Source organism: Acinetobacter sp. T_3_1 (assembly GCF_025377055.1).
GTDB classification, from domain to species: Bacteria; Pseudomonadota; Gammaproteobacteria; order Pseudomonadales; family Moraxellaceae; genus Acinetobacter; species Acinetobacter kookii.
The window spans coordinates 45,883-71,456 of sequence record NZ_JACHVD010000006.1; the positions used below are offsets into that span (position 1 = coordinate 45,883).

General features: G+C 41.8%; 19 protein-coding genes. 1 reads left to right on the forward strand and 18 read right to left on the reverse strand.

The genetic code is table 11. The annotated features are described in order from the left end of the window. Window positions 1–8 precede the first annotated feature (8 nt). The 18 genes from H4I94_RS08245 to H4I94_RS08335 all read right to left on the reverse strand — a co-directional run bounded on the left by H4I94_RS08245 (window position 9) and on the right by H4I94_RS08335 (window position 22,836). A complete protein-coding gene (locus H4I94_RS08245; RefSeq protein WP_261182761.1) occupies window positions 9–1,724 on the reverse strand; it encodes an ABC transporter ATP-binding protein in 1,716 nt (571 codons plus the stop codon). Between the two features lie 6 nt (window positions 1,725–1,730). Continuing rightward, window positions 1,731–2,582 (reverse strand): glycosyltransferase family 2 protein, encoded by an 852-nt coding sequence (locus H4I94_RS08250; RefSeq protein ID WP_261182762.1) that lies wholly within the window; start codon window positions 2,580–2,582, stop codon window positions 1,731–1,733. Next, on the reverse strand, window positions 2,579–4,537 hold the full coding sequence (locus H4I94_RS08255) for a hypothetical protein (RefSeq protein ID WP_261182763.1): 1,959 nt from the start codon (window positions 4,535–4,537) through the stop codon (window positions 2,579–2,581). The genes H4I94_RS08250 and H4I94_RS08255 overlap by 4 nt, the downstream gene beginning before the upstream one ends. A 58-nt stretch (window positions 4,538–4,595) precedes the next feature. Next, the gene (locus H4I94_RS08260) at window positions 4,596–5,015 is read right to left on the reverse strand and encodes a pilin (RefSeq protein WP_409976753.1); all 420 of its coding nucleotides are present in this window, start codon (window positions 5,013–5,015) and stop codon (window positions 4,596–4,598) included. Between the two features lie 205 nt (window positions 5,016–5,220). Then, a complete protein-coding gene (locus H4I94_RS08270) occupies window positions 5,221–5,781 on the reverse strand; it encodes a TPM domain-containing protein (protein ID WP_261182764.1) in 561 nt (186 codons plus the stop codon). After that, window positions 5,775–6,827 carry a TPM domain-containing protein gene (locus H4I94_RS08275; protein WP_261182765.1) on the reverse strand — a complete coding sequence of 351 codons (1,053 nt, stop codon included), beginning with the start codon at window positions 6,825–6,827 and terminating at the stop codon, window positions 5,775–5,777. The genes H4I94_RS08270 and H4I94_RS08275 overlap by 7 nt, the downstream gene beginning before the upstream one ends. Before the next feature lie 30 nt (window positions 6,828–6,857). After that, window positions 6,858–7,448, reverse strand: a complete 591-nt coding sequence (locus H4I94_RS08280; protein WP_092820197.1) for a LemA family protein — start codon at window positions 7,446–7,448, stop codon at window positions 6,858–6,860. 166 nt (window positions 7,449–7,614) lie between these two features. Beyond that, on the reverse strand, window positions 7,615–8,499 hold the full coding sequence (locus H4I94_RS08285) for a metal-dependent hydrolase (protein ID WP_261182766.1): 885 nt from the start codon (window positions 8,497–8,499) through the stop codon (window positions 7,615–7,617). Between the two features lie 227 nt (window positions 8,500–8,726). After that, window positions 8,727–10,148, reverse strand: a complete 1,422-nt coding sequence (locus H4I94_RS08290) for an FAD-dependent oxidoreductase (protein WP_261182767.1) — start codon at window positions 10,146–10,148, stop codon at window positions 8,727–8,729. Between the two features lie 72 nt (window positions 10,149–10,220). Next, on the reverse strand, window positions 10,221–14,696 hold the full coding sequence (gltB, locus tag H4I94_RS08295) for a glutamate synthase large subunit (RefSeq protein ID WP_261182807.1): 4,476 nt from the start codon (window positions 14,694–14,696) through the stop codon (window positions 10,221–10,223). A gap of 453 nt (window positions 14,697–15,149) precedes the next feature. Beyond that, window positions 15,150–15,995: a hypothetical protein gene (locus H4I94_RS08300; protein ID WP_261182768.1), complete on the reverse strand. Its 846-nt coding sequence runs from the start codon at window positions 15,993–15,995 to the stop codon at window positions 15,150–15,152. A 3-nt stretch (window positions 15,996–15,998) separates the two neighbouring features. After that, a complete protein-coding gene (gene aroB, locus H4I94_RS08305) occupies window positions 15,999–17,084 on the reverse strand; it encodes a 3-dehydroquinate synthase (protein ID WP_261182769.1) in 1,086 nt (361 codons plus the stop codon). Between the two features lie 17 nt (window positions 17,085–17,101). Continuing rightward, complete coding sequence (aroK, locus tag H4I94_RS08310; RefSeq protein ID WP_261182771.1) at window positions 17,102–17,650, reverse strand: shikimate kinase AroK; 549 nt, start codon at window positions 17,648–17,650, stop codon at window positions 17,102–17,104. A gap of 36 nt (window positions 17,651–17,686) precedes the next feature. Next, on the reverse strand, window positions 17,687–19,798 hold the full coding sequence (gene pilQ / locus H4I94_RS08315; protein WP_261182772.1) for a type IV pilus secretin PilQ family protein: 2,112 nt from the start codon (window positions 19,796–19,798) through the stop codon (window positions 17,687–17,689). 62 nt (window positions 19,799–19,860) lie between these two features. Next, window positions 19,861–20,388, reverse strand: a complete 528-nt coding sequence (locus tag H4I94_RS08320; protein WP_092820204.1) for a pilus assembly protein PilP — start codon at window positions 20,386–20,388, stop codon at window positions 19,861–19,863. Further along, the gene (locus tag H4I94_RS08325; protein WP_261182773.1) at window positions 20,388–21,125 is read right to left on the reverse strand and encodes a type 4a pilus biogenesis protein PilO; all 738 of its coding nucleotides are present in this window, start codon (window positions 21,123–21,125) and stop codon (window positions 20,388–20,390) included. Before H4I94_RS08325 ends, H4I94_RS08320 begins: the two co-directional genes overlap by 1 nt. Next, complete coding sequence (locus H4I94_RS08330; RefSeq protein WP_261182774.1) at window positions 21,122–21,775, reverse strand: PilN domain-containing protein; 654 nt, start codon at window positions 21,773–21,775, stop codon at window positions 21,122–21,124. The genes H4I94_RS08325 and H4I94_RS08330 overlap by 4 nt, the downstream gene beginning before the upstream one ends. Beyond that, a complete protein-coding gene (locus H4I94_RS08335; protein WP_092820207.1) occupies window positions 21,775–22,836 on the reverse strand; it encodes a pilus assembly protein PilM in 1,062 nt (353 codons plus the stop codon). Before H4I94_RS08335 ends, H4I94_RS08330 begins: the two co-directional genes overlap by 1 nt. Window positions 22,837–23,001: 165 nt before the next feature. On the opposite strand from H4I94_RS08335, the gene ponA reads away from it, so the two are divergent. Then, window positions 23,002–25,530, forward strand: a complete 2,529-nt coding sequence (gene ponA, locus H4I94_RS08340) for a penicillin-binding protein PBP1a (RefSeq protein ID WP_261182776.1) — start codon at window positions 23,002–23,004, stop codon at window positions 25,528–25,530. The last annotated feature ends 44 nt before the right edge of the window (window positions 25,531–25,574 follow it).

A 25,574-nucleotide genomic window follows, 5' to 3' on the forward strand; every position in this document is an offset into this window, starting at 1 on the left:
AATAAAGATTAATACTTTGAAAGATCAAGTAAATAGTCACATTTTTCAACAGCACTTTCTCTATGAGCTATGATTACTAAAGTAATTTGACCATTAAGATTCTGAATTGCCTCATTCACTGCCTGTTCAGTTTCTATATCTAAAGCACTTGTTGCTTCATCCATAAATAAAACTTGTGGTTGCTTATATAAAGCCCGAGCAATCCCTATACGTTGACGCTGACCACCAGAAAGCATAACTCCATGCTCACCTACAAAAGTATTATAACCATCCTTTAAATTATTCACGATAAACTCATGAATTTGGGCTGCTTTTGCTGCTTTTATAACAGCATTCATATCAATATTATCTTTTGGAACACCAAATGCAATATTTTGAGCGACTGTATCATCTGCTAAGTAAATAAATTGTGGAATATAGCCAACCAAATTTTGCCACGAATGCACATTGGTTTTATTAATAAGAACACCATCTACCAATAACTCACCCTGCCGTGGCTCTAAAAGCCCAAGTAATATATCCATCAGTGTGCTTTTACCCGAGCCACTTTTTCCAACAATTCCAACACTACTTTTACATGGAATAACAAGACTAAAATGCTCTAATATGTTTTTATCTGGGTCACCTGGATAGGCATAGCTTACATCTCGTAGCTCAATTTGATGCTTAAAGCTTAATTGTGGATGAGCCTGCTTTGGATCTAATTGAGTAGGTAAATACAAATCATCTAATATTTTATTGGCTGAATCTAAAGAAAAACGCATACTTGATATTGCACGATAAATATTTTGTGCTGCGGGCAACATCCTATATGCAGCAAAACCAAATAAGCCTAATGATGGCAATATTGTAGAAATATTTTGCTTATTTAGTACTAGGCCTATTGCTAAGCCTATAATTGCACAATACCCCATTGCTTCAACCAACAATAAGGGAATATTTCCCACGGTTTGATTGGCTGCCAAATGTCTTGCAAAAATTCGAGATTGCTCCTGGAAATGTATTAAATACCCTTGATCTGCATGATTAATTTTAACATCCTTGATACCACCCAAGACTTCATTACAAGCTTTATAGCGTTCACTATTAGCATAATGAAATTCCTGACCAATTTGACTTAAAAATTTTCTCACACCAAAGTAAATTAAAACATATACCATTAAAAACAAAAAAAATGCAGTAACTGCTATATATGGGTTATGCATGAATATCAACATAATCATGGCACAAATAACTAATCCATAAGATATTATAGTCATTATAGGTTGAATAATATTATCAACAAGTTGATCTATTTGAGAAAGAATATTTTTTGTTAATTCTGAGCTGTTTTTTTGAATAAAAAACTCATAATCTTGTTTTAAATAAATAGAAAGTAATCTTGTTGATAAATAATGCCGCTGTAAACTGGCAAAACGACTTATTCCATAAAAGTGAATAACCTTAAAAACAGCAGAAAAACTAATCAGAGCCATAGAACATACACCCAACTTGATTATAAAGTTAGTGTATGAAGATGAATTTAGAATTTGATAAAAATAATGAATCCTCGGGTCATTATCCACAATACTTGGACTAGATAGAACAGCTAAAAAAGGCATAATTGAAATTACACCTAATGTTTCTAAAAAAGCCATTAATATTGTTAACATAAGAACAATAATAAATTTTCTTTTTTCTAAATGAGTTAAAGCTTTCCATAAACGAGAAACTATATGTAACATATAATTTCATTCACTATCTTTATACATCAAAGCTGTAATTTGCTCTGAAATTAAACCCATTAAAAAAATCATAATACTTCCTGTATAAAGTAGTGCACTCATATTGGTAAAACGACCTGCATCCCATAACGTATAGCCATACCACCCTGTCGCTATCAAAAAAAGTATTACTGCAATTGGTATAAACATTTTTAATGGAGAAAATAAAGTCGCAATTTTAAAAATGATAATAAAAAAACGCATTCCATCTTTAATAGGCTTAATATGGCTTTTACCAATACGCCTGGCGGCATGAATTGGCGTATACGTAACAGAATAACCAGCTCTGAAAAATGCCATCGTACTAGTAGTAGGATATGAAAACCCATTTGGCAGAAGATATAAAAATTCTCTAAATTTTTCTGCACGAACAGCACGAAAACCGGAAGTTAAGTCTTCTACTTTATGTTCTGTCATATAACTTGCTAAATTATTATATAAACCATTAGCAATGCCACGACCAATACTTGCCTGTGAACCTTTCTGTCTAGCACCAACTACGAGATCATAACCTTCATTAATTTTTTCTAAAAGCCGAGGTATATCATTTGGGTCATGCTGCCCATCAGCATCCATAAAGACAATAATGTCACCTGTTGCAGTACGAGCACCCGTTTTAATAGCAGCACCATTACCCTTAGAATAAGGATGAGTGACTACTTTAGCCCCTACATTTTCTGCCAATTCAGCTGTTGCATCATTAGAACCATCATTAACCACTATGATCTCATCGATTAATTTCAAATCTACAATTTCCTTAATTGTAGATTCTATAGCCCCAGACTCATTCTTTGCAGGTAACACTACACTAATTTTCAATGTCGTTCCTTATATGCAGTTTTTGCTGTATTAAGTTCATGATATTCGAAAGCAATTTCTTTATACCATACATTAGCCCTATCCAAGGCTTTAGCTTGTTCAAGCTGCTCTAAAGCTAGATTAAATTTATTTTGCAAGCGAAAAATTTGAGCAAAGACAAGACGCCCATTGACATCATTTTTCAATTTTAATGCTTCACTCATAAACTCTTCACCTTTTGTATAATCAGCGATCACCGAAACAAAATAATTTGCAAGAAGTTTATAAAGTTCAGACCGTACATCATTATTTACATTCGGATTATCAATACCTGCAGCTATTATCATTACAGCTTGATCATGTGGAACCTTACAAAAGCCCTTGATTTGACAATCAGAAAATGCACTCAAAAAACCAATATTATTATTTGCAAAGGAATGATGAGCTAGACGTTCTTTTAATTCTTCAACCGTCTTAGACGATATTGTCCATTTCATCTCTGAGGCTAAATGAAGTTCACCAAACCATGCCCCGTTAGAAGGCAAATAGCTTTCTTTAGATTGTTGTAAATAATAATAAGCCTGTTGAGCATACTTTTTCCGCTCAGATGGCACATCGGTCATTAATTTCATATAAATACGCGCCATTTGATAATTAGCACGATCAGATTTCTGATGCATAGTAACCTCATATGCAGCATGATCGACCAAATTTGACCAAATTATTGCACGTTGCCACGTAATCAAGGCTAAATTGATTATATAAACTACCCCAATTAATATAATGAAAGCCTCAATTTTTTTATTTTTTATTTTAATAATGCTATAAGTGATTAAAATAATAAAACCAATAGTTCCAAAATAATTGCGATGTTCATGAACCAACTCAAGACTAATAAAAGTCGATTCCATCAATTGGCTAATTAAATACCACCCCCATGCAAACAGCACTAGAGGATATTTTTTAACACAAAGTAAACTGAGAACCGAGATCGTCAACAACCCTACTATAGAAGAAAGTGTAGTTATCGGCTGAGTAAGGGATTTAGAAATTTCAAAATCATCATGATATAAGCTTAAATCAGACAATAAGGGGAAAAAAATCATTTTTAAATAAAAAAATACAACTCTCGATTCTGTCAATAATCGTTCAATCGTATTAAAATCTCTGTTTCCAGCTGGCAGACTAGATATATAAGGTAATGCAATATAAACTATCCCTAATAGACATATAACGAGCCCAATCCATAATAGGGTTATTAATTTAAATCGAACAATGAAAATATCTTTTTGATATAAATCTTTTCCTTGAAAAATTAGTAATTCTATCCAATAGAGTAAACCGAGGAATAAAAAGCCAGACTCTTTGCTTAAAATCGAAGCCAGAAATGAAACAAATAAACCTAAAAATACTCCTATTCTATTAAATCCATTTTTACACTGATGACTTCGCCAATAACAATAGATAAGGAGGAATAAAAAGCCAAATAATGCTGATAAACTAGTCATACGTTGCACAACATACAAAGTACTAGTCAAATTAAGTGGATGTACCAGCCAGATTGCACTTACAGTTAAGGCTAAGTATGGAATTACAGTATTTCTTATTTTTTGGTTAATATTTAGTCTTTTAAATATAAGCAAGCTCAAAAAATATACTAAAATACCATTTACTAGATGAATAATTAAATTAGTAAATTTAAAATAAAAAGGTTCAAAGCCAGTAAAATAATAATTAATTGCAAAAGACAGCATACTTACAGGGCGACCTAATGGTCCTGCTCCCCCAGACCAAAAAGCAGATTTTAGACTATTCCAATCCAGAGTGGTTATTTCTAATTTCTTATTTTCTAAAATATTCGCTGAATCATCAAAAACATAATCACCCATTAAACCAGGGTAATAAATAAAAAAAGTTATTACTAGAATTAAAATTAAAAATATATAGATATTATATTTTTTAAAAAATAGTTTCATATAAATTTTTTATAAAAAAGAGGAAGCACCTATAGAGATGCCTCCTCTCAATTATGCATTAACGGCAGTTGGATGGTAAATACTTAGTATCTACTGGTGTAGTTACACCAGTAGTTTGACATTTCCAAGTTACACCACCTGGAGTATTAGTACCTTGTAATGCAACACCCGTTCCGTTTGCAACTTTATCATTGAAACGAACAAGAATATTACTACCACTTACTGTTACAGAAGTTACTGCATTACCAGCAATACTGTTTGCAGAAGCTAAACCAGCTGAAGCATTAGTACCAGGCCAACGACCATTAGAAGAATAGAATTCTGTTACGGCAGCTTTTGCTCCAGAAGCCAAACTCAAACCTTCAGAAACATGTGAACGTTTCGTATAGTTTTGATAAGCAGGAATCGCAATTGCAGCCAAAATACCGATAATCGCTACAACGATCATTAATTCAATAAGAGTAAAACCCTTTTGCATAGATTTCATAACATTCTCCACAAATGTTTTTGTTTATTTATAAGCTTTGTAAGCTAATTTATAGTTAGCACTAACTGTGCCAAAACTGATTATAATAAAATTGACAGAAAAAACAGCACTTTAAAAAAATAAAATTGTTACAACGTAGTTTTAATGTTTTTTTTAGTAAAAAAGTGACACTTTGTGTCACTAATCCACCTGTTTTCTAGCCCAAAATAATGGGATTATTCCCTAATTCATTATTTTGCTCTTGCATGGATTGAGCATAAAATTGACTAAGCACTTCACCGATGTTCATCACCCCTGTTATGACAGCCAACTTAAACTGTTCCTGAGCCAACTGAGCAATCATATTTTTACAGATTTCATCCCAGATTATTTGCTGAGTGGCGGTTTTTAGCCCCCGATCAATTACAATTTCAACTTTTCTTTCACATAAATTGATGTAAAGCAGTACACCACTATTATATTCCGTATCCCACACTCCAAGTTCTGCAAACAACTGACGCGCACGCATGCGGGTATTTTGAAAATAAGCCTGATTTACAGGAAGATGACCTTCTATCACGACCTGGATTTCTCCGACATGATCATGCTCGGCCTCGGCGACCGCCTGGGCAATCGCTACCTGGTCCTGTTTGGAAAAATAGCGTTTGGTTGCAGGCATATATAAAAAATGCTTTAACCAACGTTTAAAACTGGGTTGATTTACTTCTTCTGTTTTAGGTTGGGTGACAATCTCTGTCGTATCTGTTGTTGTTACCATGATCCTGATGCTCCTCCTCCACCAAAGCCGCCACCGCCGCCACTAAATCCACCGCCACCGAAACCGCCTCCTCCTCTGCCCCCTCCACGACCGGCAGATGAAAGTACAAGCTGAAAAATGGTTTGTGCAATTGCAGTGATGAGTAAAAAAAAGATGCCTACTCCAATCAACAAACTGGTAACTAAGCCAGCCCCATTGACCAGTCCAGCCACCGTACCCGCAACAGCTGCTGTAGAAGCACTGAGAGGCTTACCCACAATAAATGAACCAACAATCCCCGCAATTAAAATAAATAAGGCGGTACTCAAGGTTTTCTGTTTTGCCTGCTGTTCATGCAAGGCTTTTTCTTGCCGTTCTTTCAACTCCTGGGCTGCATTTGCTGCAACCTCAGGGTCCATATTTAAAATACGTTCAATCTCCGCAAGTCCAGCATCAATGCCTTGGGCATATTGGGCCTGTTTAAAATAAGGGGTGATTTGATTACGAATAATTCGGCTTACCACAATATCAGGCAGCACGCCTTCCAGACCATAGCCGGTTAAAATCTGGATGCGCCGGTCATTCACCGCAATCGCCATGAGTAGACCATTATCCTGTTTTGCAGAGCCAAGTTGCCATTTTTCGGCCACCCGCATGGCAAAATCAAAAATATCTTCCTGACCGGTGGTCGGAACAATCACCACACCAATTTGCGCCTTGCCTTGTTCATGCAGCTTGAGAATCCGTTGGCTGATCTCCTGCTTTTCACCCGCACTAAGTAAATTGGCCTGATCCACAACCGGCTCATTTAAAGTCGGCAGTCCACGGATAGACTCGCCTTCTGCCATATCATTGGCAATGTGCGGCTGTTTTACTTCTGGCTGTGCTGACGGCTGTTGCTGGGTTTGTTGTTGCTCCTGAATGATCTTCCCTGCAATGACGGCATCTTCATTATCCGTGGCTGCTGCATCTGCACTTAAAGCGAATGAACTGGACAATATTGCACACCACAAAACCAGCAGTTGCAAAACAATCGCAAGAGAGCTTTTCTTTTCTGGAGCAGACATAAGCGCATCCTTTTCTATATAGCCACCCGATTAATCAAATGTTACCTTCGGCGCTGTTTGTGCACCCTGTTCAGCACTGAAATTCGGTTTTGGATTCATGCCAATCACTTTAGCCGTCATAACTTGCGGGAACTGGCGTGAATAGGCATTAAAGTCTTGAACCGAGGCAATATAACGGTTACGTGCCACTGCAATGCGGTTTTCAGTCCCTTCCAACTGTACTTGTAAATCACGGAACTGCTCATTCGCCTTTAAGTCCGGATAATTTTCAGATACCGCAATTAAACGCGACAATGCACTGGTCATCTGTGCCTGTGCTTCCTGATATTTCTGGAATAAAGCCGGATCTTCCAGCACTTGTTTATCCACTTTTAGTCCTGCAACATTGGCACGTGCCTGAGTGACTTCTGTTAAAACCTGTTCTTCATGCTTGGCATAACCTTTTACCACATTCACCAGATTGGGTACCAAATCTGCACGGCGTTGATACTGATTCTGCACTTCAGCCCAGGAAGCCGTTACAGCTTCATCCTTCACCTGTAAAGTATTATAGCCACAGCCGGTTAAGCTTAGCGTGCTTGCCAGCACCACTGTCGCTGCGGTTTTTTTGATAAAATTCATTGTGCTATTCCTCTATTATTTATTTGTATTTGTTTAAATATTTTTATTGTAAACATATTTGGCTGTAGTTTTGTTTAATTTATTTATTCAAGATAAATTTCAATTTTTCTTGAATAAAATAAAAAAAGCCCGATCATGCGTCGGGCTGAATCAAGCATCATTTCAATCAGCTATAAGCACCTGTTGATAGCTCTTTTTGAAATTCTGGATGGAGATATTCAGTCGCCAATCGCTGCTTCCACATATTGACGATCTCGCTATAGTCAATTTCAGAAGGATGAAAATCGGCTTTAAAATAGGATAGATATTCAGGCAATAACTGGACAAACATTTTCCCAATTAAATAAATTCCCAAAAGATTACCCGTGACTTTAGGCAAACTTTTTTTCTTATCCTGCCAAAATAACCGTGTGGCCGAATAGAAAGTCAAGCTGGCAAAGCCTGTGGTCACACTGCGCATAATCATACGTCGCACTTTATCATCCCCATACACATGCTGATAAACATCAAAGGCGACAGCACGATGTTCAATTTCTTCAATGGCATGCCAGACCCAGAGTTTGATTGTATCTTCATCTGAACTTGCCAGAATTTCAGGATGTCGCAAAATATATCCGCCCAGCAAAGCGGTAAAATGCTCAAAGGCACAGGTAATTGCCAGCTGGATTTTAGGATGCAGCCCTTTGATATAACTATCTTTACGTGCAAGCCAAGCCTGAAAACGATCCAGATTATAATCATCCCGACGCCAGGCATCATTAAACGCTGCATGCGCTTTGGAATGCATGGCCTCCTGTCCAATAAAGGCAGCGATTTGGGCCTGAAGTTTTTCATCTTTTACGCGATCGCGGACATTCCGTACGCTATGTACAAAAAACTGCTCCCCGATGGGAAATGTAGAAGATAACGCTGTCAGCAAATGTGACATGATGGGAGAATTGGCAAAATAATGCCTGCGAATGGCTTGCGGAGTAAATTGCGGTTTACGCACTGTAATTCCGACAGCCTTTGGACGATTTTGATATGATTTTTCTGCCGTCACTTGAGTCATCTGAATATCTCTTCGCTGAAATGCAGACACTCAGTATGTGCAGGAATTACTGCTTCATATATGGCATAAATGCTTGGCTCATTTGCAAAATCAGCCATTTTTCCAGCTCATTTACCCCTAAAATCCTTTATTTATCAGCAGGTACACAAAACTTATCATTTCAGGCAATACTTCATGACAATAAAAAACCCGCCTAAGCGGGTTTTTTATCAATGTTTAATGAGAGATTAAACATCCAGATAATCAAGGATACCTTCAGCTGCCTGGCGACCTTCCCAGATTGCAGTCACCACCAGGTCAGAACCGCGCACCATATCGCCACCAGCAAAGATTTTCGGATTTGAAGTCTGGAATTTAAACTCTTGCTGTTCCGGCGCAACCACACGGCCTGAACCATCCAGGTTAATTTTCACATCATTAAACCATTCAGCAGGGCTGGTACGGAAACCGAATGCTAGAAGAACTGCGTCAGCTGGCAAGATTTCTTCAGAACCCGGTACAGGTTCAGGGCTACGACGACCACGGCTATCAGGCTCACCCAATTGTGTAGTCACAAATTTAACACCTGTCACTTTACCGTTTTCACCGACAATTTCGATTGGCTGACGGTTAAACTGGAATTCCACACCTTCTTCGCGTGCATTTTTCACTTCACGGCGAGAACCCGGCATGTTTTCTTCATCACGGCGGTAGGCACAAATCACGGATTCAGCACCTTGACGGATAGAAGTACGGTTACAGTCCATCGCTGTATCACCACCACCCAGTACAATCACTTTTTGGCCTTCGACACTGATGTATTCAGCAGGATCTTTTTCCCAGCCTTGGCAACGGTTGACATTGGCAATCAGGAAATCCAGTGCATCATAGACACCGTCCAGATCTTCACCGGCGAAACCGCCTTTCATGTACGTGTATGTACCCATACCCATAAACACGGCATCGTATTCTGCAAGTAGCTGATCAATCGTAACATCAGTACCAATTTCAGTATTTAAACGGAATTCAACGCCCATGCCGGTGAAAATTTCACGGCGACGTTTCATCACGTCTTTTTCCATCTTGAATTCAGGGATACCAAAAGTCAGCAAGCCGCCAATTTCAGGACGCTTGTCAAAGACAACCGGTTTAACACCGTTACGTACCAGAATGTCCGCACAGCCCAGACCCGCAGGACCTGCACCAATGATGGCAACTTTTTTGTCTGTCCACTTCACGTGTGACATGTCCGGACGCCAGCCCAAGGCAAAAGCGGTATCATTAATGTATTTTTCAGCATTCCCGATGGTCACTGCACCAAAACCGTCGTTCAGGGTACATGCTCCTTCACACAAACGGTCTTGCGGACAAACACGACCACACACTTCCGGCAGGGTATTGGTCTGATGGCAAAGTTCTGCTGCCTGGAAAATGCGACCTTCAGCAATTAACTTTAACCAGTTGGGAATGTAGTTATGTACCGGACATTTCCATTCGCAATATGGGTTACCACAACCTAAACAGCGATGCGTCTGGTTTGCCGCAATTTCCGCTGTAAAAGGCTTATAAATTTCCACAAACTCTGCTTTGCGGACAGTTAGATCTTTTTTCTCTGGATCTTGGCGTGGGACATCCAGGAATTGAAAGTCATTGTTTAGGCGCTCTGCCATGTCTCTCTCCGTGGGGAGGCGTGGTCGGTTTATTTATCCGCCACACCTGCCTATCAATCTGCAGTAGTGGAATTATTGTGGATCAGCTTTGGTTGTTTTCAAAAGCGTTTGCAAATTAGCAGCTTTTGGTTTTACAAGCCAGAATTTACGGCTGTAAAAATCAAACTCATTGCGGATCTTGTACGCCCAAGCACTACCTGTCTCAGCAATATGCTCATCCAAGATGCGAAGCAAGAATTCTTGATGCTCTTCCATCGCCTCTGTAGAAATACGGTTTAATTCAATCAACTCATGGTTGTAATGGTCAACGAAGTCGTTATCCAGATCAAGTACATAAGCAAAACCGCCGGTCATACCTGCACCGAAGTTATGGCCGACTTTACCCAGTACAGTCACAATACCGCCAGTCATATATTCACAGCAGTGATCGCCTGCACCTTCAATCACGGCAAACGCACCTGAGTTACGTACCGCGAAACGCTCACCGGCTGTACCTGCAGCAAACAGTTTACCGCCAGTCGCGCCATATAAGCAGGTATTACCAATGATTGCGGTTTCCTGAGTCTGGAACGGCGAACCTTTAGGCGGGAAGATAGACACGCGGCCACCCGCCATACCTTTACCCACATAATCGTTGGCATCACCTTCAAGTTTAATATGTAAACCGCCAGCGTTCCATACACCTAAAGACTGACCCGCAGTACCGGTTAAATTGACTTTAACAGGATGCGCTTCCATGCTGAGGTTGCCATAGCGGCGTGCAATTTCACCAGAGATACGCGCACCGATTGAACGGTCACAGTTACCAATCGTAAAGCTATATTCACCGCTGATTCCCGCTTCAATCGCTGGCAACATTTCTGCCACCATTTTCTCAGCCAGAATACCTTTGTCAAACGGCGCATTCCCTTCAACCTGGCAATATTGCGCCTTGCCTTCAGCTGCAGGATGTGACTCAAGCAATGCGCTCAAGTCCAGGTGCGCATGTTTTTCAGTTTCACCTGGCAACATTTCCAGCAGATCGGTACGGCCGATCAAGTCTTTCAGGCTTGCAACACCAAGCGCTGCCAACCATTCACGGGTTTCTTCCGCAATGAAGTGGAAGAAGTTGATCAGCATTTCAGGTTCACCAATGTAGTGTTTCTGACGTAAATGATCCTGTTGAGTTGCTACACCGGTCGCACAGTTGTTCAAGTGACAGATACGCAGGTATTTACAACCCAATGCAATCATTGGCGTTGAACCAAAGCCAAAGCTTTCTGCACCTAAAATTGCCGCTTTCACGACATCCAGACCTGTTTTCAAACCACCGTCAGTTTGTACACGGACTTTACCACGCAGGTCATTCACGCGAAGGGCTTGATGCGCCTCACTTAGACCCAATTCCCATGGCGAACCGGCATGGTGAATTGAAGATAATGGAGAAGCCGCTGTACCGCCGTCATAACCGGAAATAGTAATGAAATCGGCATAAGCTTTCGCAACACCTGCAGCAATGGTTCCCACACCCGGTTCAGATACCAGTTTCACAGACACCATCGCCTGAGGGTTGACTTGTTTCAAGTCAAAAATCAATTGTGACAAATCTTCAATTGAGTAGATGTCATGGTGCGGTGGAGGTGAAATCAGGGTCACACCTGGAACCGAGTAACGTAATCGTGCAATCAAGCCATTTACCTTACCACCCGGTAACTGACCGCCTTCACCCGGTTTTGCACCTTGCGCCACTTTAATCTGCAAGACTTCTGCCGAAGTCAGATACGCAGGGGTTACACCAAAACGGCCTGAGGCAATCTGTTTGATTTTCGAGTTACGGATAGTGCCATAACGTGCTGGATCTTCACCGCCCTCACCCGAGTTGGAACGACCGCCAATGGTATTCATGGCAATGGCAATCGCTTCGTGCGCTTCAGGAGACAATGCACCCAAAGACATCCCGGCAGAGTCGAAACGCGGCAGAATGTCTTCTACAGATTCCACCTGATCCAGTGGAATTGAATTATCTGTTTTCAGTTTCAACAAGTCACGAATGGTTGCAACCGGACGTTTGTTCACCAATTCAGCATATTCTTTAAAGTCAGCGTATTCACCTGAACGAACCGATTTATGCAGGGCATTGATCACATCCGGGTTAAAGGCATGATATTCCTTGTCGAATACGAATTTCAGCATACCACCCTGATCGATTGGCTTACGTGATTTCCACGCAGTATCAGCCAGTTTTTTCAGGTCATTTTCAAGGTCGGCAAAAGTAGCACCCTTAATACGGCTTGGTACACCTGTGAAGCATTTATTGACCACTTCGTCAGATAGACCAACGGCTTCGAACAACTGGCCACCACGGTAAGAGGCAACTGTTGAAATACCCATTTTAGACAGGACTTTCAACAAGCCTTTCTCAATCCCTTTACGGAAGTTCGCCTGTGCATGAATCGGATCACCCAACAATTCGCCTTTGGCAATCAGGTCATTGATGACGTCATAAGCCAGGTAAGGATAGATTGCAGTAGCACCAAAGCCCAAGATCACTGCAAATTGATGCGGATCACGCGCCAGACCGGTTTCAACGATAATGTTGGCATCGGTACGCAGACCGACATTGATCAGGTGGTGATGCACCGCACCTGTTGCCATAAGCGCATTGGCTGGCAAGAAACCTTGACGGATTTTCTTGTCGGAAAGTACCAGTAAGGTTTTGCCGTCACGAATCGCTTGAGCAGACTCTTCACAAATACGTGCAATTGCCGATTCCAGACCTTCATTTTCTGCATAGTTCAGGTCGATGTCAGCAATTTCATAACCTTTACGACCCAGGGTACGAATCTGATGCATTTTCGAATTTGAAAGCACTGGGCTGGAAATGATCAGACGGTCTGCATGTTCAGGACTCTGTTCAAATACGTTTTGCTCGCGACCCAAGCAAGTCTCTAAAGACATGACGATCGATTCACGCAATGGATCGATTGGCGGATTGGTGACCTGAGCAAACTGTTGACGGAAGTAATCTGATACATGGCGTACTTGGCGAGACAATACCGCCATTGGCGTATCATCACCCATTGAACCTACAGCTTCCTGACCGCTTTCTGCGATTGGACGAAGCAACTGGTCACGCTCTTCAAAAGTCACCATGAACATTTTTTGTGATGCTTTTAGCTCATCGCCTTTCAAGCCCTGATCACATAAATATTCTTCAAGCTCTGGGCTACCTTGAACACGCACAGAGTTTTCACGTAACCATTCACGGTAAGGACGCATTTTTTTCAAATGGTTGCTGACATCTTTGGTGTCCAGCATTTTGCCGGTTAAGGTATCAATCACCAAAATCTGACCCGGGCCTACACGTCCCTTAGAAATGACATCTTCAGGCTCATAACCCCAAACACCAATTTCTGATGCCAGCGTGATATAACCATTTTTAGTGATGACCCAACGTGCAGGACGCAAGCCATTACGATCCAGCATACAGATGGCATGACGACCATCTTGAATCACCAGGCCTGCCGGACCATCCCAAGCTTCCATATGCTTGGAGTTGAATTCATAGAATGCACGCAGGTCAGCATCTAAAGTTTCAACGTTTTGCCAAGCCGGTGGAACCAGCATACGCAGTGCGCGGAACAAGTCCATACCGCCACCGACAAGAATCTCAAGCATGTTATCCAGGCTTGAAGAGTCTGAACCGGTACGGTTCACAATCGGGTTAAGATCGGTTAAACCTGGCAATAACGGGTTTTCGAATTTTGGTGTACGCGCCATCGCCCAGTTACGGTTTGCAGTAATGGTGTTGATTTCACCATTATGCGCCAGGTAACGGAACGGCTGTGCCAATGGCCAACGTGGTAAAGTGTTGGTAGAGAAACGTTGATGGAACACCACAATATGAGATTCCAGGCGTTCATCCGCCAAATCGGTATAGAAATCAGCAATCGCTGCAGGCATCATCAGGCCTTTATAGCTGATCACTGTAGAACACAAAGTCGTTACATAAAACGATGGATCATTGCTTAACTGCTGCTCTGCACGACGACGTGCCAGGAACAATTTACGGTTAAACTCAACCTCAGTCACACCCATTGGGCAATTGACAATAATCTGTTCAAATGCAGGCAAAGACTGCATTGCAATTTCACCAAGCGCATCATTATTGGTTGGAACAACACGCCAAGCGAGAACTTTAAGACCTTCAGATTCAATTTCTTTGGTCAGTACTTGTTTAGAATGTGCAGCAATTGCCGGGTCTACATTTAAAAATACGGTACCGACAGCAAAAATTTCACTTAAAGTGATATCACTGAGTTTTTTGGCTTCTTCACGGAAGAATTTTTTCGGCATTGCCAAAAGCAGACCACAACCATCCCCTGTCTTACCATCTGCGGCAATACCACCACGGTGTGTCATGCAGCTAAGGCTGTGCATAGCGGTCTTGACGAGATCATGGCTTGCATCACCCTGCATATGGGCGATTAAACCGAAACCACAGTTATCTTTAAACTCATCCGGTTGGTATAAACCTTGAGCGGGAGCTACAGTATTAGGCGATGGCATGTGCATAGCGTACCCTTCTTTCAACATGGCCCATAAAGCGGGCATCTAACAATCAAATATCTTCTTTGCGATTTAGTCCAATTCACTCACATCAAGATCAATATTGAGCAAAACTTCTTCATCCTGTCTAAGATAGTCTGATTTTAATCTTTGTACATGGATGAATTGCAAAAAATGTTTTGCTTCGTTTACGCACTCTTTTAAAGCAGGTAAATTTGACAATTTCGCACACTCATTGAATCTTTTCGCGCCAAAACAGGGACATTAACTCAATTCATGCACCAATAAAGCAAAAAATATGCCAATTTAAAAATTAGAGTGCTAAATGTTTTAAATATAGAAATATTAAAATTTCATTAACTTTAGAGTAATTTTCAAGAAACATATTTCGCACTATATCTGTGCATATAAATAATTTTATAACTCAAATTGCTCTATTTTAGAACTATATTTTCAATTAAATGGGTCATTAATTTCTTGTTCGGGAATTCTGTTTCCGCTTTGTTTCGGTGCAGCCCCAACACCTGAATGGGATTGCTGGACATCTACAACATTGCCTTGCTCATCACGTCGGGTTACTGTGGTTGTCGTGGTTGCATTTGCAGGATCCGTCTCCGCTACACTTGGCTTAGGCTTAGGCTTAGGCAACATGCTTTCATCCACTTTTGGCAAGGGTACAGATCTGAGATTCACCGCATACAGCTTATTGTTGGTGCCCATTTCATCCGCACCCATGTCATTCACTAAAGAAACATAATTTTCAATATCCTGCACTTTAGGCTGAACAGTCTTGGGCAATGGGAACGCTAATTGTTCTAGCACACGTTTTGCTTCATCTTGATTTCGATATACGCCATAAAGAAGTACATATTGTTCTATCTGGTTCTCACCACTCAGGCGTATATAAAAAAAGTTCTTGCGGTCAGATTGTTTTTTTAAAAAACTGCGGATCACGTCATCTTTAGTTGTCCGGAATAATTCGATGGTGCTTGCATTTTTATTATCATTAATAAATTTGCTACCACGAAATTCCGGCTCATAACTTCCCGTAGTCACCACCCGTGTGGTCATTTCCAAAGGACGCACCTCTTCCTGAAGTGCACCTAGCAGGCTGGTTGCAGCCACCTTTTCCGGTTGAATTTGTAGTTCAGATGCAGTTTCAGCAGACTTTTCCACCTCAACCAAAGCATCACTGTCAGTTATCGCCCAAAAAACAAGTGCTGCAAACAGACACACCAATCCACACACCAGCCAAATATAGTTTTGAATGCGTTGCCATTGTGTACGGAGGGTTGCCATGACTTATGCCTTTTCTTGATTCGCTAAAATCGCCTGTTTCATCAATTCCACATCAAATTCTTTGCTAATCACGGCCTGCCCGAGCGATTTCATCAGGACCAGACGCAACTGTCCATTCAGCACTTTTTTATCGTGCGCCATATAGGCAAGGAACTCTTGCAGTGGAATAGCTGGGCATTTTACTGGCAAATGAGCCCGCTGAATGATTTTTTTTGTACGTTCCAGATCTTCGAGTGAAATCCAGCCCATCCGTTGTGACAAATCAGCCGCCATCACCATACCGGTGGCCACAGCTTCGCCATGCAGCCAAACCCCATAACCCAGGTAGGATTCAATCGCATGACCAAAAGTATGACCCAAATTCAGCAAGGCACGCTCGCCCTGTTCTTTTTCATCATTGGCAACAATGCGTGCTTTATGGGCACAGGAACGATATACGGCTTCAGCGAGTAGATCTGAATCTCGCGCAACCAGACCTTCCATATTTTGCTCAAGCCAGATCAGAAAATCCTGATCGCCCAACAGGGCATATTTAATCACTTCTGCCAGACCTGCAGATAACTCGCGGTCTGGTAAAGTCGAAAGCTGTGACATATCCGCCAGTACCACTTGCGGTTGCTGAAAAGCCCCGATCATGTTTTTACCGAGTGGATGATTGATCCCGGTTTTTCCGCCCACGCTGGAATCCACTTGCGACAGAAGCGTCGTCGGCACCTGAATAAAATAAACACCGCGCTGGAAACAGGCAGATGCAAAACCGGCCATATCTCCAATCACCCCACCGCCCAATGCAAGTACCGTGGCATCACGGTTAAATCCGGCTTGCAGTAAAGCATCAAAAATCAGGTTCAAGTGTTCAATATTTTTATATTGTTCACCATCAGGCAAAATACATGTTGCGACTGTTTTTCCCAAATGCTCGATTGCCGTCACGTAATGTTCCAGATACAAAGGCGCAACCGTGGTATTGGTGACCACCATGACCTGTTTTCCGCGAATATACGGCTCAAGTAAGGATTGAGGATCTAAATCACTGCCAATAAAAATAGGATAGCGGCGATCACCAAGTTCAACATGTAAAGTTTGCATGAAATTAAAACCGTTAATTAGACTAGCTTTGTTTCTTGAGAAACAATCATATGTAAGATTTTTTGCGCTAAATCCCGAGCAGCACCCTGATTTGTTTCAATAATGTAATCTGCAATTTCACGATACAAAGGATCACGAACTGCCAATAAATCACGTAACTTTTGCTCAGGATTTTCAACTTGCAGTAATGGACGGTTTTTATCCCGATAAGTGCGCTGTAATTGAATTTCGACAGGAGTATAGAGGTAAACAACGATTCCGCGCTGTTTTAAGAATTCGCGATTAGGCAACTGGGTTACTGCCCCACCACCGGTTGCAACAACCAGATGTGAACGGGCAGTGAGTTCATCAATCACCATTGTTTCACGGTTACGAAATCCCTTTTCACCTTCTTTTTCAAAAATCCAAGGAATTGTCGCACCTGTTTTACGCTCAATTTCCTGATCGCTATCAAGAAACTCTCGTCCCAACAGTTCCGCTAAATGACGACCAACAGTTGTTTTCCCAGCCCCCATTGGCCCTACCAAATAGACATTTGGCAGGGTTTCAAACTCATTGCTTGGCAAGGAGTCACCTATTTATTTTGTTAAATTCAAAATATATTAATGATTTCTTGAAACACTGTCATTAACAATTCGCGGTGTAACAAAAATCAATAGCTCTCGCTTATTGTCCGACTTCAAATCTTTACGGAATAATCGGCCTACGTAAGGAATATCACCCAAGAATGGTACTTTGGTTTGGGCATTACGCGTTTCTTGCTCAAAAATACCACCAAGTACCACAGTTTCTCCATTATTAACCAAAACATTGGTATTAATTTGATTTTTATTAATCGTCAATTGACCGGTAGGTGTTGGGTTTCCTGGAGTATCGCTAGTAATGTTGAGTAGCATTTGAACTTTACCGTCAGGTGTAATACTTGGTGTTACATCTAAGCTCAGTACAGCATCAATAAATTCAGTGGTTGAAACTGCATTTGTACCACCACCTTCTGATGATTGATATGGAATCTGTGTACCAGATGAAACTTTAGCCACCTGCTTATCTGCGGTTAAGACTTTAGGAGTGGAAATCACTTCCCCATAACCATCTGCTTGTAAGGCTGAGAGTTCCAAATCCAGCATAAAATCAGACAAACTGATTAGACCAAAAGCAATACGACTCGCACCTTGACTGGTTACACCTAAATCCACATTCAAGTTCTGTGGACGTTGAATCGTATATTTACCGTCATCATCCGGTTTTTTTAAATCCCATAAAGTTGTATCACTACCGCCGACCAGTAAATCACTATTCTGATTGATGCCCTGTGACAAGATCCCCCACTTTACGCCCATTTCTTTACTAAACTCTGTGGAAGCACGAACAATTCGGGCTTCAACCATTACTTGCTTGACCGGAATATCGAGCAGGTCAACCATTTTCCGAACTTTATCAATATTCTGTGCAGCATCGTTAATAATCAGTGTATTGGTACGTATATCAGCAGATATGGTTCCACGTGAGCTTAACAAACTTTCACTAGAATTGTTGTTACCATTACCAGAATTAGAATTATTTGAAGATTTAGTTTGTGTAATCAGTTTTTCAATATCAGCAACCTTTGCATAGCTAAGTTGCATATACTCGGTCTGTATTGGCGCCAATTTCACACTTTGCGCCAGTGCCTTGGCCTCTTCCTCTTCCGCCTTAATCAGTTCCGATACCGGCGCAATCCAGATTACATTTCCATTACGGCGCTTATCCAGATTTTTGGTTTTTAAAATGATATCAAGAGCCTGATCCCATGGAACATCTTTTAAACGCAGGGTAATATTGCCTTGAACACTATCTGCAGTCACCATATTGATGCCGGTAAAATCTGCCAGCAATTGCAGTACACGACGTACTTCAATGTCCTGGAAATCTAGTGAAATCTTTTTACCTGTATAAGCATTTGCCGCCTTAGGTTTTAATGGATTTTTATCTTCAGGTCGTTTTAAGCTGATGGTCAGTTTGTTATCCGTCTGATAAGCCATATATTCATAACTACCAGAAGTCTGAATCGTGATCACGCCATTGCCACCATCATTGGTAGCATCGACCGTAGATACGGGGGTTGCGAAATCATTCACATTCAAACGACGTGCCAAGTGTGCTGGAACTTTATTGCCTAAAGTTCGCACCACCACTTTACTGCCTTGTTGTTGTACATCTACCGGAGTATTGCTTCCTAATAAATCTACAACAATTTGGCCTTCACCCTGACTGCCGCGCTGGAAACCAATATTGGAAATACCTTGCGCAGTTTTTTGGACAGCAACTTGCTGAGATGCAAATGCATTCGCAGCCGCGGAATTAATTTTTAAAATAAAAGTATTGCCTTCAACACGCGTGGTAAAAGCACCTGCATCAGCCAAATTCACGGTTAAACGTGAACGTTGGGCATCAGAACTCACATCGACGGAAGTGGCTTCTTTCGTTGCAACCGGGATACTATTTTGTTTTAAATTTTGTTGTGCTTTATCAAAATCAAGAATTAAGCGTGATGGCTGCTCTAGCTGGTAAGCCTGCGGTTGTGGTGGCAAACCATTAAACATGACACGGATTTCTGTACCTTGGCCTGCAATCTGCATTGGCACAATATTGGTCATACTCACTTGTGCATTTGCAACCTGCATGATCGCAATCGCAACAGCACCCATAGAAAATTGACGAAACAAATGGTTCATTGTATTGCCATCCCCAAATATAAAATCTTTAAAACTATTATTCATTTTTATTCCTTTTAAACTTAAGGCGCTGGTCCAAGTAATACTAGACTTCTTGGACGTTCTACGTATCCTTCTCGCCCATCTGGAACAATTTCCACGAGATCAATCTGTGTAGGCGTAATATTGATCACACGACCATGATTCATACCCATATAACTGCCGCGCTGGATTCGCTCAATTTCACCATCCGGGGTCTGAATCAATGCCAGGATCTGCCCAGACTGGTTACGCATACTTCCCTTCATATTCAACGATTCAATTGCATAACTTTCTAAAGGTTGCAATTGACGGGATAAATTAGGATAGACACGTTTTCCTGACATAATTTTTAATTCAGCAGCCAGTGAACTCGGTAAAAAAGGACTTTTAAGCTGGTGCGCCGCATAATCAAATGTCGGTACAGGTGGAAAAACCGGTGCAGGTTCAATCGGCAATGGAGGTTGATTGCGAATATTGGCCATTTGTTCATTCACGGCATCAATACGCGAATCACAACCGACCAGTAACACACCCAGCATCAGACTTAGAGAGATTTTTTGCATTTTCATTACTGTGTCCCTCCAGCCGCAGCAGTTGAGTTAGTCCCTGCAGCTTGCGTTTCTGCCGCTTGAGCATCAGCAGCACCAATATAACGATATGTTTTTGCTTTAACGTTATAATTCACTTGAGGAATATCAGATTTTTTCTCTTTATTTTCCGACGCCGTAATTTCAAAATCATGCAAAGTCACAATACGTGGCAGTGCAGCAATTCCACTCACAAAAGAACCAAAAGCATGATAGTCACCGGTTGCTTCAATCGCAATTGGCTGTTCAATAAAGAACTCTTGTTTTATTTCATTTTCTAAACGGATATTTTTGAATTTCAAGCCAGAATTTACACCAGTAACGTTGATATCCTCAACCAGTCCTGGAATTTCAGTTTCTTTAGGCAGTTGCTCCAATTGCTGGTTAAAATTCGCTTCCATTTCCTGCAACTGCGCTTGCAACAACTGCAAATTACGAAGCTTGGAATCTTTTTCACGAAATTCATTGAGCAGGTTTTGCTCTTGAGCAGCAGCATTGGAAATATCTTCCAATTTACTTTTAATTGTTAAAAAATAACCAAGAACGCCTATTGCCAGCACAATCGCAATCCAGCAGGTGATTTTGACGGATAACGGCCAACTGCCATAATTATTTGGATCTAAAGTATTGAACTGCTGAAGGAACTTATCCAGCGTCATTTTCTTTTTAGGGACCACAGCTTCATTTGGATTTAATTCATCAAGTTCATCGAGACTCATTTGGCTGCCTCCACGGTTGAATTCGCTGTATTGGATTGTGCTTGTTGTTGTGCTTCTGGTGCCGCAGGCTGCGCGATTTCATCCAAGTCAGCAGTCACCACAAATGAACCATAACCTTCTTCAATACGCGGAATCACTGAACTTGGTGCTTTATCTTTTTGTTCTTCAACCGCTAAAAAAGAATTCATAAAAGCGTTGCGATACCAGGCAGATGCCTCCAGATTACGCAAAAACTCTGCAACGGTATTTGGACTTTCAGCTCTGCCTTCAATGGTGAATTTGTCGCCAGTACGCACAAATTTGGTAATATACAAATTACCTGGTGTAACCCGTACCAGTTCATCAATCAGACGTACTGCAATCGGACGTTGCCCTTGCAGACCCTGAATCAGCTTCATGCGCTCAACAATGGCATTGCGCTGCGCTTCCAAACCTTCTAAAGATTTTAATTGCACATCAAGATTCTGGTTGGTACTGGTAATCAGCTGATTGGCCTGTTCCTGGTCTTCAAGTTTATGATCATAATAAAACCATGATGATGTAACCGCCAAAGCACCAATGAATGCCGCCCCAATACAAATGGCGATAAATTCTTTTTTTCGTTTTTCTCTTAGCTCATCACGCCAAGGAAGTAAGTTAATTCTTGCCATTAATCAAAACTCCTCAATGCCAAACCACATGCCACCATGAGCGAGGAAGCATCGTTCTCTATTTTTTTAATATCGATTTGTGGAGAAAACCCCATTTGTAAAAATGGGTTGGCAATCGTGACGCGATAACCCAGTTTTTGTTGTAGTAATTTCGCGAGCCCTGGAATATTGGCATTTCCCCCAGCCAATAAAATGTGGTCAATCTCATTAAACTGTGAAGATGAGAAGAAGAACTGTAACGATCTTGCCGCTTGTTGAACCACAGCTTCCAAGAAAGGCTCTAAGACTTCAACATCATAGTCATCCGGTAATGAACGGGTTTTCTTGGCACGACCCGCTTCTTCAAAAGACAAGCCATAACGATTTTGAATTTCCTGAGTCAGCTGTTTACCACCAAACACCTGCTCTCGTGTATAAATCACTTTATTATTTTGCATGACAGATAAGGTCGTCATGGTATGACCAATATCTAAAATACCGACCGTATTCACACCCATAGGCAAAGTATCGGAAAATACTTTATAGGCATTTTCTATCGCAAAACTTTCAACATCTGCAATTTTTGGGGTCAGGTTAGCCAGCTCCAGTACTTCAGCACGGGCTTCTACATTTTCAAGACGCGTTGCAACCAGCAGTACATTCACGCGATTCGGATTGGCTAAACGATCCGGCAATACTTCAAAATCCAGACTGGCTTCATCCAGAGGAAACGGAATATATTGCTCTGCATCCATACGGATCTGGACTTCACGTTCGTCGTCCGTCATATCCGCATCCATTTCAATGGTTTTAGTAATCACCAGTGAAGTTGGAATTGCAAGGGATGCAGCTGTGGATTGGGTATTGGCAAGATTGAGTGCCCGCTCTAGCGCATCACCCACTGCCTCCGGATTTAAAATATTTTTTTCAACAACACTACCTTCAGGTAAAGGCACCAGCGCATAGCTTTCGACCCAATACCTGTTACCGCCCTTAACAGAAAGTTCCAACAATTTAACAGAAGTAGAACTAATATCTACTCCTACTAACCCCTTATTCGGCTTACGATATAACCTGAGCACAATATAATTCCTATTATTTTTTTATCCCCAATAAAAGTAACCTACTAATCAGTGATGGTCCATAATTTTATACAGATACAATAACTCATCTAACAATCTGTATGTGTAAAGGCTATACTGACCGCCAATTAGTTTGCCATTAGCTCTTATTAAAACTTACTTGTTATGAAAAAGCTATCACGTTCGGGCCATGTTCATCCATTTTTTTTGATCATAATTATAGTTTTGGTCTCAATTCCTATGGGATTTTATGGCATGTATCTCTATATTGCCCCATCCCTACCCAAAATGACCACCTTAAAAAAGGCACCGTTATTAAAACCTTTACAAGTATATAGTGCTGATAATGAGCTGATTGCCGAGTATGGCGGGAAATTATCCGTTCCGGTGGAATACAAACAGATTCCCAAACCTTTTATCTCTGCCTTTCTTGCGGCAGAAGATTCATCCTTCTTTGAACATAGCGGCATTAGTTTTAAAGGTTTAGGCCGCGCGGTGAGTGAAACCATCACCGGTTCAAACGTGCAAACCGGTGGGTCCACCATTACCATGCAAGTGGCAAAAAACTATTATTTAACGCCTGAACGTACGCTAAAACGCAAACTGACTGAAATTTTCCTGGCACGTAAAATTGAACAGAACCTGACCAAGGAAGAAATTCTCACCTTATATGTGAATAAAATCTTCTTGGGTAAGAATGCTTACGGGATTGCTGCAGCTGCAAAAATTTACTACAACAAAAATCTGGATCAGCTCAGTATTGCTCAAATGGCCATGATTGCAGGCCTGCCCAAAGCACCTTCAAAATACAATCCAGTGGTTAACCCTACCCGTGCCTTAGAACGCCGCAACTGGATTCTGGGTCGCATGCTGCAGTTGGGTTACATCAATCAGGCTCAGTATAAACAGGCTATTGCTGAACCGGTTAACCTCGATATGCCAGACCGTGGCATCAATAATAAATATCCCTATGTCGGCGAAATGGTCCGTTCAGAATTGGTGGAAAAGTTTGGTGAACAAGCAATTGATTCTGGCTATAAAGTTTATACCACGATCAATAGCCAACGTCAGGCCTTCGCAGAACAGTCCGTACAGGAAGGCCTGGAAGCCTATGACCGCCGACATGGCTGGAGAGGTGCTGAAGCACATGACAAACCACTGAGCGATTTCACCCCTTATGCAAATACCTATCCTGCCAAGGTGATTAAAGTTGAGAAAAACACTTTTGAAGCCTTGATGCAGGATGGCTCTACCGTGACTGTACCCTGGTCAGGCATGTCCTGGGCATCTCCTTACAGAAATGCCAACAGCGTTGGCCCTGCTCCACGCACTGCTTCACAAATCGTGAAAGTAAACGATATTATCCGATTACGCCCGAACGACAATAAAACCTCTTGGGCACTGGTACAGATTCCTAAAGTTCAAGGCCAGCTGATTGCATTAAACCCCAACAATGGCGCAATTGAAGCGATTGTCGGTGGATATAATTTTTATCAGTCCAAATTTAACCGTGCTCTACAAGGCTGGCGCCAACCGGGTTCTACCATCAAACCCTTTGTCTATGCCTTGGCACTTGAGCGCGGCATGACCCCCTACAGCATGGTCAATGACAGCCCGATCACGATTGGCAAATGGTCACCGAAAAATTCCGATGGCCGTTATCTGGGCATGATTCCTTTACGTCGTGCCTTGTATTTATCACGAAATACGGTATCGGTTCGCCTGCTGCAAACGGTAGGCATTGAACGTACCCGGCAATTACTGATGGATTTCGGTTTGCATGAAAATCAGATCCCGCGAAATTACACCATTGCCTTAGGTACACCTCAAGTTCTTCCGATCCAGATGGCGACAGGCTATGCCACTTTCGCCAATGGCGGTTACCGCATTCAGCCGCATTTTATTGACCGTATTGAAGATGCCTATGGCAAAGTGATTTACCAAAGCAATCCGGACTATGCCTGCATTTCCTGCATCAACCAAAATGATGAAGAAACGGTATCTGCAGAACCGCTTACCCCGGATGATGAAGTGATTCACGTCACCAATCAGATGCTGCCAGAGGAAAAAGAACTGGCTCAGCTTGAACTGGATGAAGCAAAAAGCCAGTACCGCCAGGCACAGCGTGTCTTAAAATCAAGCTCTGCTTATGACATGGCCAATATTTTACGTGATGTGATTCAACATGGTACCGGACGTGCCGCACTCAGAATTGGCCGTGATGATATTGGCGGCAAGACCGGGACCACCAATGACGCTAAAGATGCCTGGTTTGCAGGCTTTAATGGCAAACTGGTGACGGTTGCCTGGGTCGGTTTTGACCAGCCGACCACGCTAGGTCGCCGTGAATATGGGGGTGTTGCCGCACTGCCAATCTGGACCAACTTTATGGGCAACGCCTTAAAAGGTACGCCGGCAGCCTGGGTACGTCTCGACAAAAATGCCAAAGCCCCGGCCAATCGTAACCAGACGATTACTGTAGGCGAGCCAGTCCAGACAGATCGTTCCTCTCCGCCTTTGGCTCGTCCATTGTATCGTCCGGCACCCGTGGCTCCAGTACGGGCACCGGAGCGCGACTTTGACGATCTTCCGGGAGAAGAAATCCTGGTTCCGGAAAATGCCAACCCGCCAGATATGCAAAGACAGAACAACAAGCCGGATGCCCTGGATAATCTGATTGATGTATTTGAATAACACAGCAAAAAGCCCTCGAATGAGGGCTTTTTGCTGCACTTAAT

Bases quoted from the DNA above. Each gene is read 5' to 3' on its own strand.
- H4I94_RS08255 (WP_261182763.1), bottom strand. From the start codon at position 4,537: ATGAAACTATTTTTTAAAAAATATAATATCTATATATTTTTAATTTTA.
- H4I94_RS08280 (WP_092820197.1), bottom strand. From the start codon at position 7,448: ATGAATTTTATCAAAAAAACCGCAGCGACAGTGGTGCTGGCAAGCACG.
- H4I94_RS08300 (WP_261182768.1), bottom strand. From the start codon at position 15,995: ATGGCAACCCTCCGTACACAATGGCAACGCATTCAAAACTATATTTGG.
- ponA (WP_261182776.1), top strand. From the start codon at position 23,002: ATGAAAAAGCTATCACGTTCGGGCCATGTTCATCCATTTTTTTTGATC.
- H4I94_RS08285 (WP_261182766.1), bottom strand. From the start codon at position 8,499: ATGACTCAAGTGACGGCAGAAAAATCATATCAAAATCGTCCAAAGGCT.
- pilQ (WP_261182772.1), bottom strand. From the start codon at position 19,798: ATGAACCATTTGTTTCGTCAATTTTCTATGGGTGCTGTTGCGATTGCG.
- H4I94_RS08260 (WP_409976753.1), bottom strand. From the start codon at position 5,015: ATGCAAAAGGGTTTTACTCTTATTGAATTAATGATCGTTGTAGCGATT.
- H4I94_RS08245 (WP_261182761.1), bottom strand. From the start codon at position 1,724: ATGTTACATATAGTTTCTCGTTTATGGAAAGCTTTAACTCATTTAGAA.
- aroB (WP_261182769.1), bottom strand. From the start codon at position 17,084: ATGCAAACTTTACATGTTGAACTTGGTGATCGCCGCTATCCTATTTTT.
- H4I94_RS08320 (WP_092820204.1), bottom strand. From the start codon at position 20,388: ATGAAAATGCAAAAAATCTCTCTAAGTCTGATGCTGGGTGTGTTACTG.
- H4I94_RS08325 (WP_261182773.1), bottom strand. From the start codon at position 21,125: ATGAGTCTCGATGAACTTGATGAATTAAATCCAAATGAAGCTGTGGTC.
- gltB (WP_261182807.1), bottom strand. From the start codon at position 14,696: ATGCCATCGCCTAATACTGTAGCTCCCGCTCAAGGTTTATACCAACCG.
- H4I94_RS08275 (WP_261182765.1), bottom strand. From the start codon at position 6,827: ATGTCTGCTCCAGAAAAGAAAAGCTCTCTTGCGATTGTTTTGCAACTG.
- H4I94_RS08270 (WP_261182764.1), bottom strand. From the start codon at position 5,781: ATGGTAACAACAACAGATACGACAGAGATTGTCACCCAACCTAAAACA.
- H4I94_RS08330 (WP_261182774.1), bottom strand. From the start codon at position 21,775: ATGGCAAGAATTAACTTACTTCCTTGGCGTGATGAGCTAAGAGAAAAA.
- H4I94_RS08290 (WP_261182767.1), bottom strand. From the start codon at position 10,148: ATGGCAGAGCGCCTAAACAATGACTTTCAATTCCTGGATGTCCCACGC.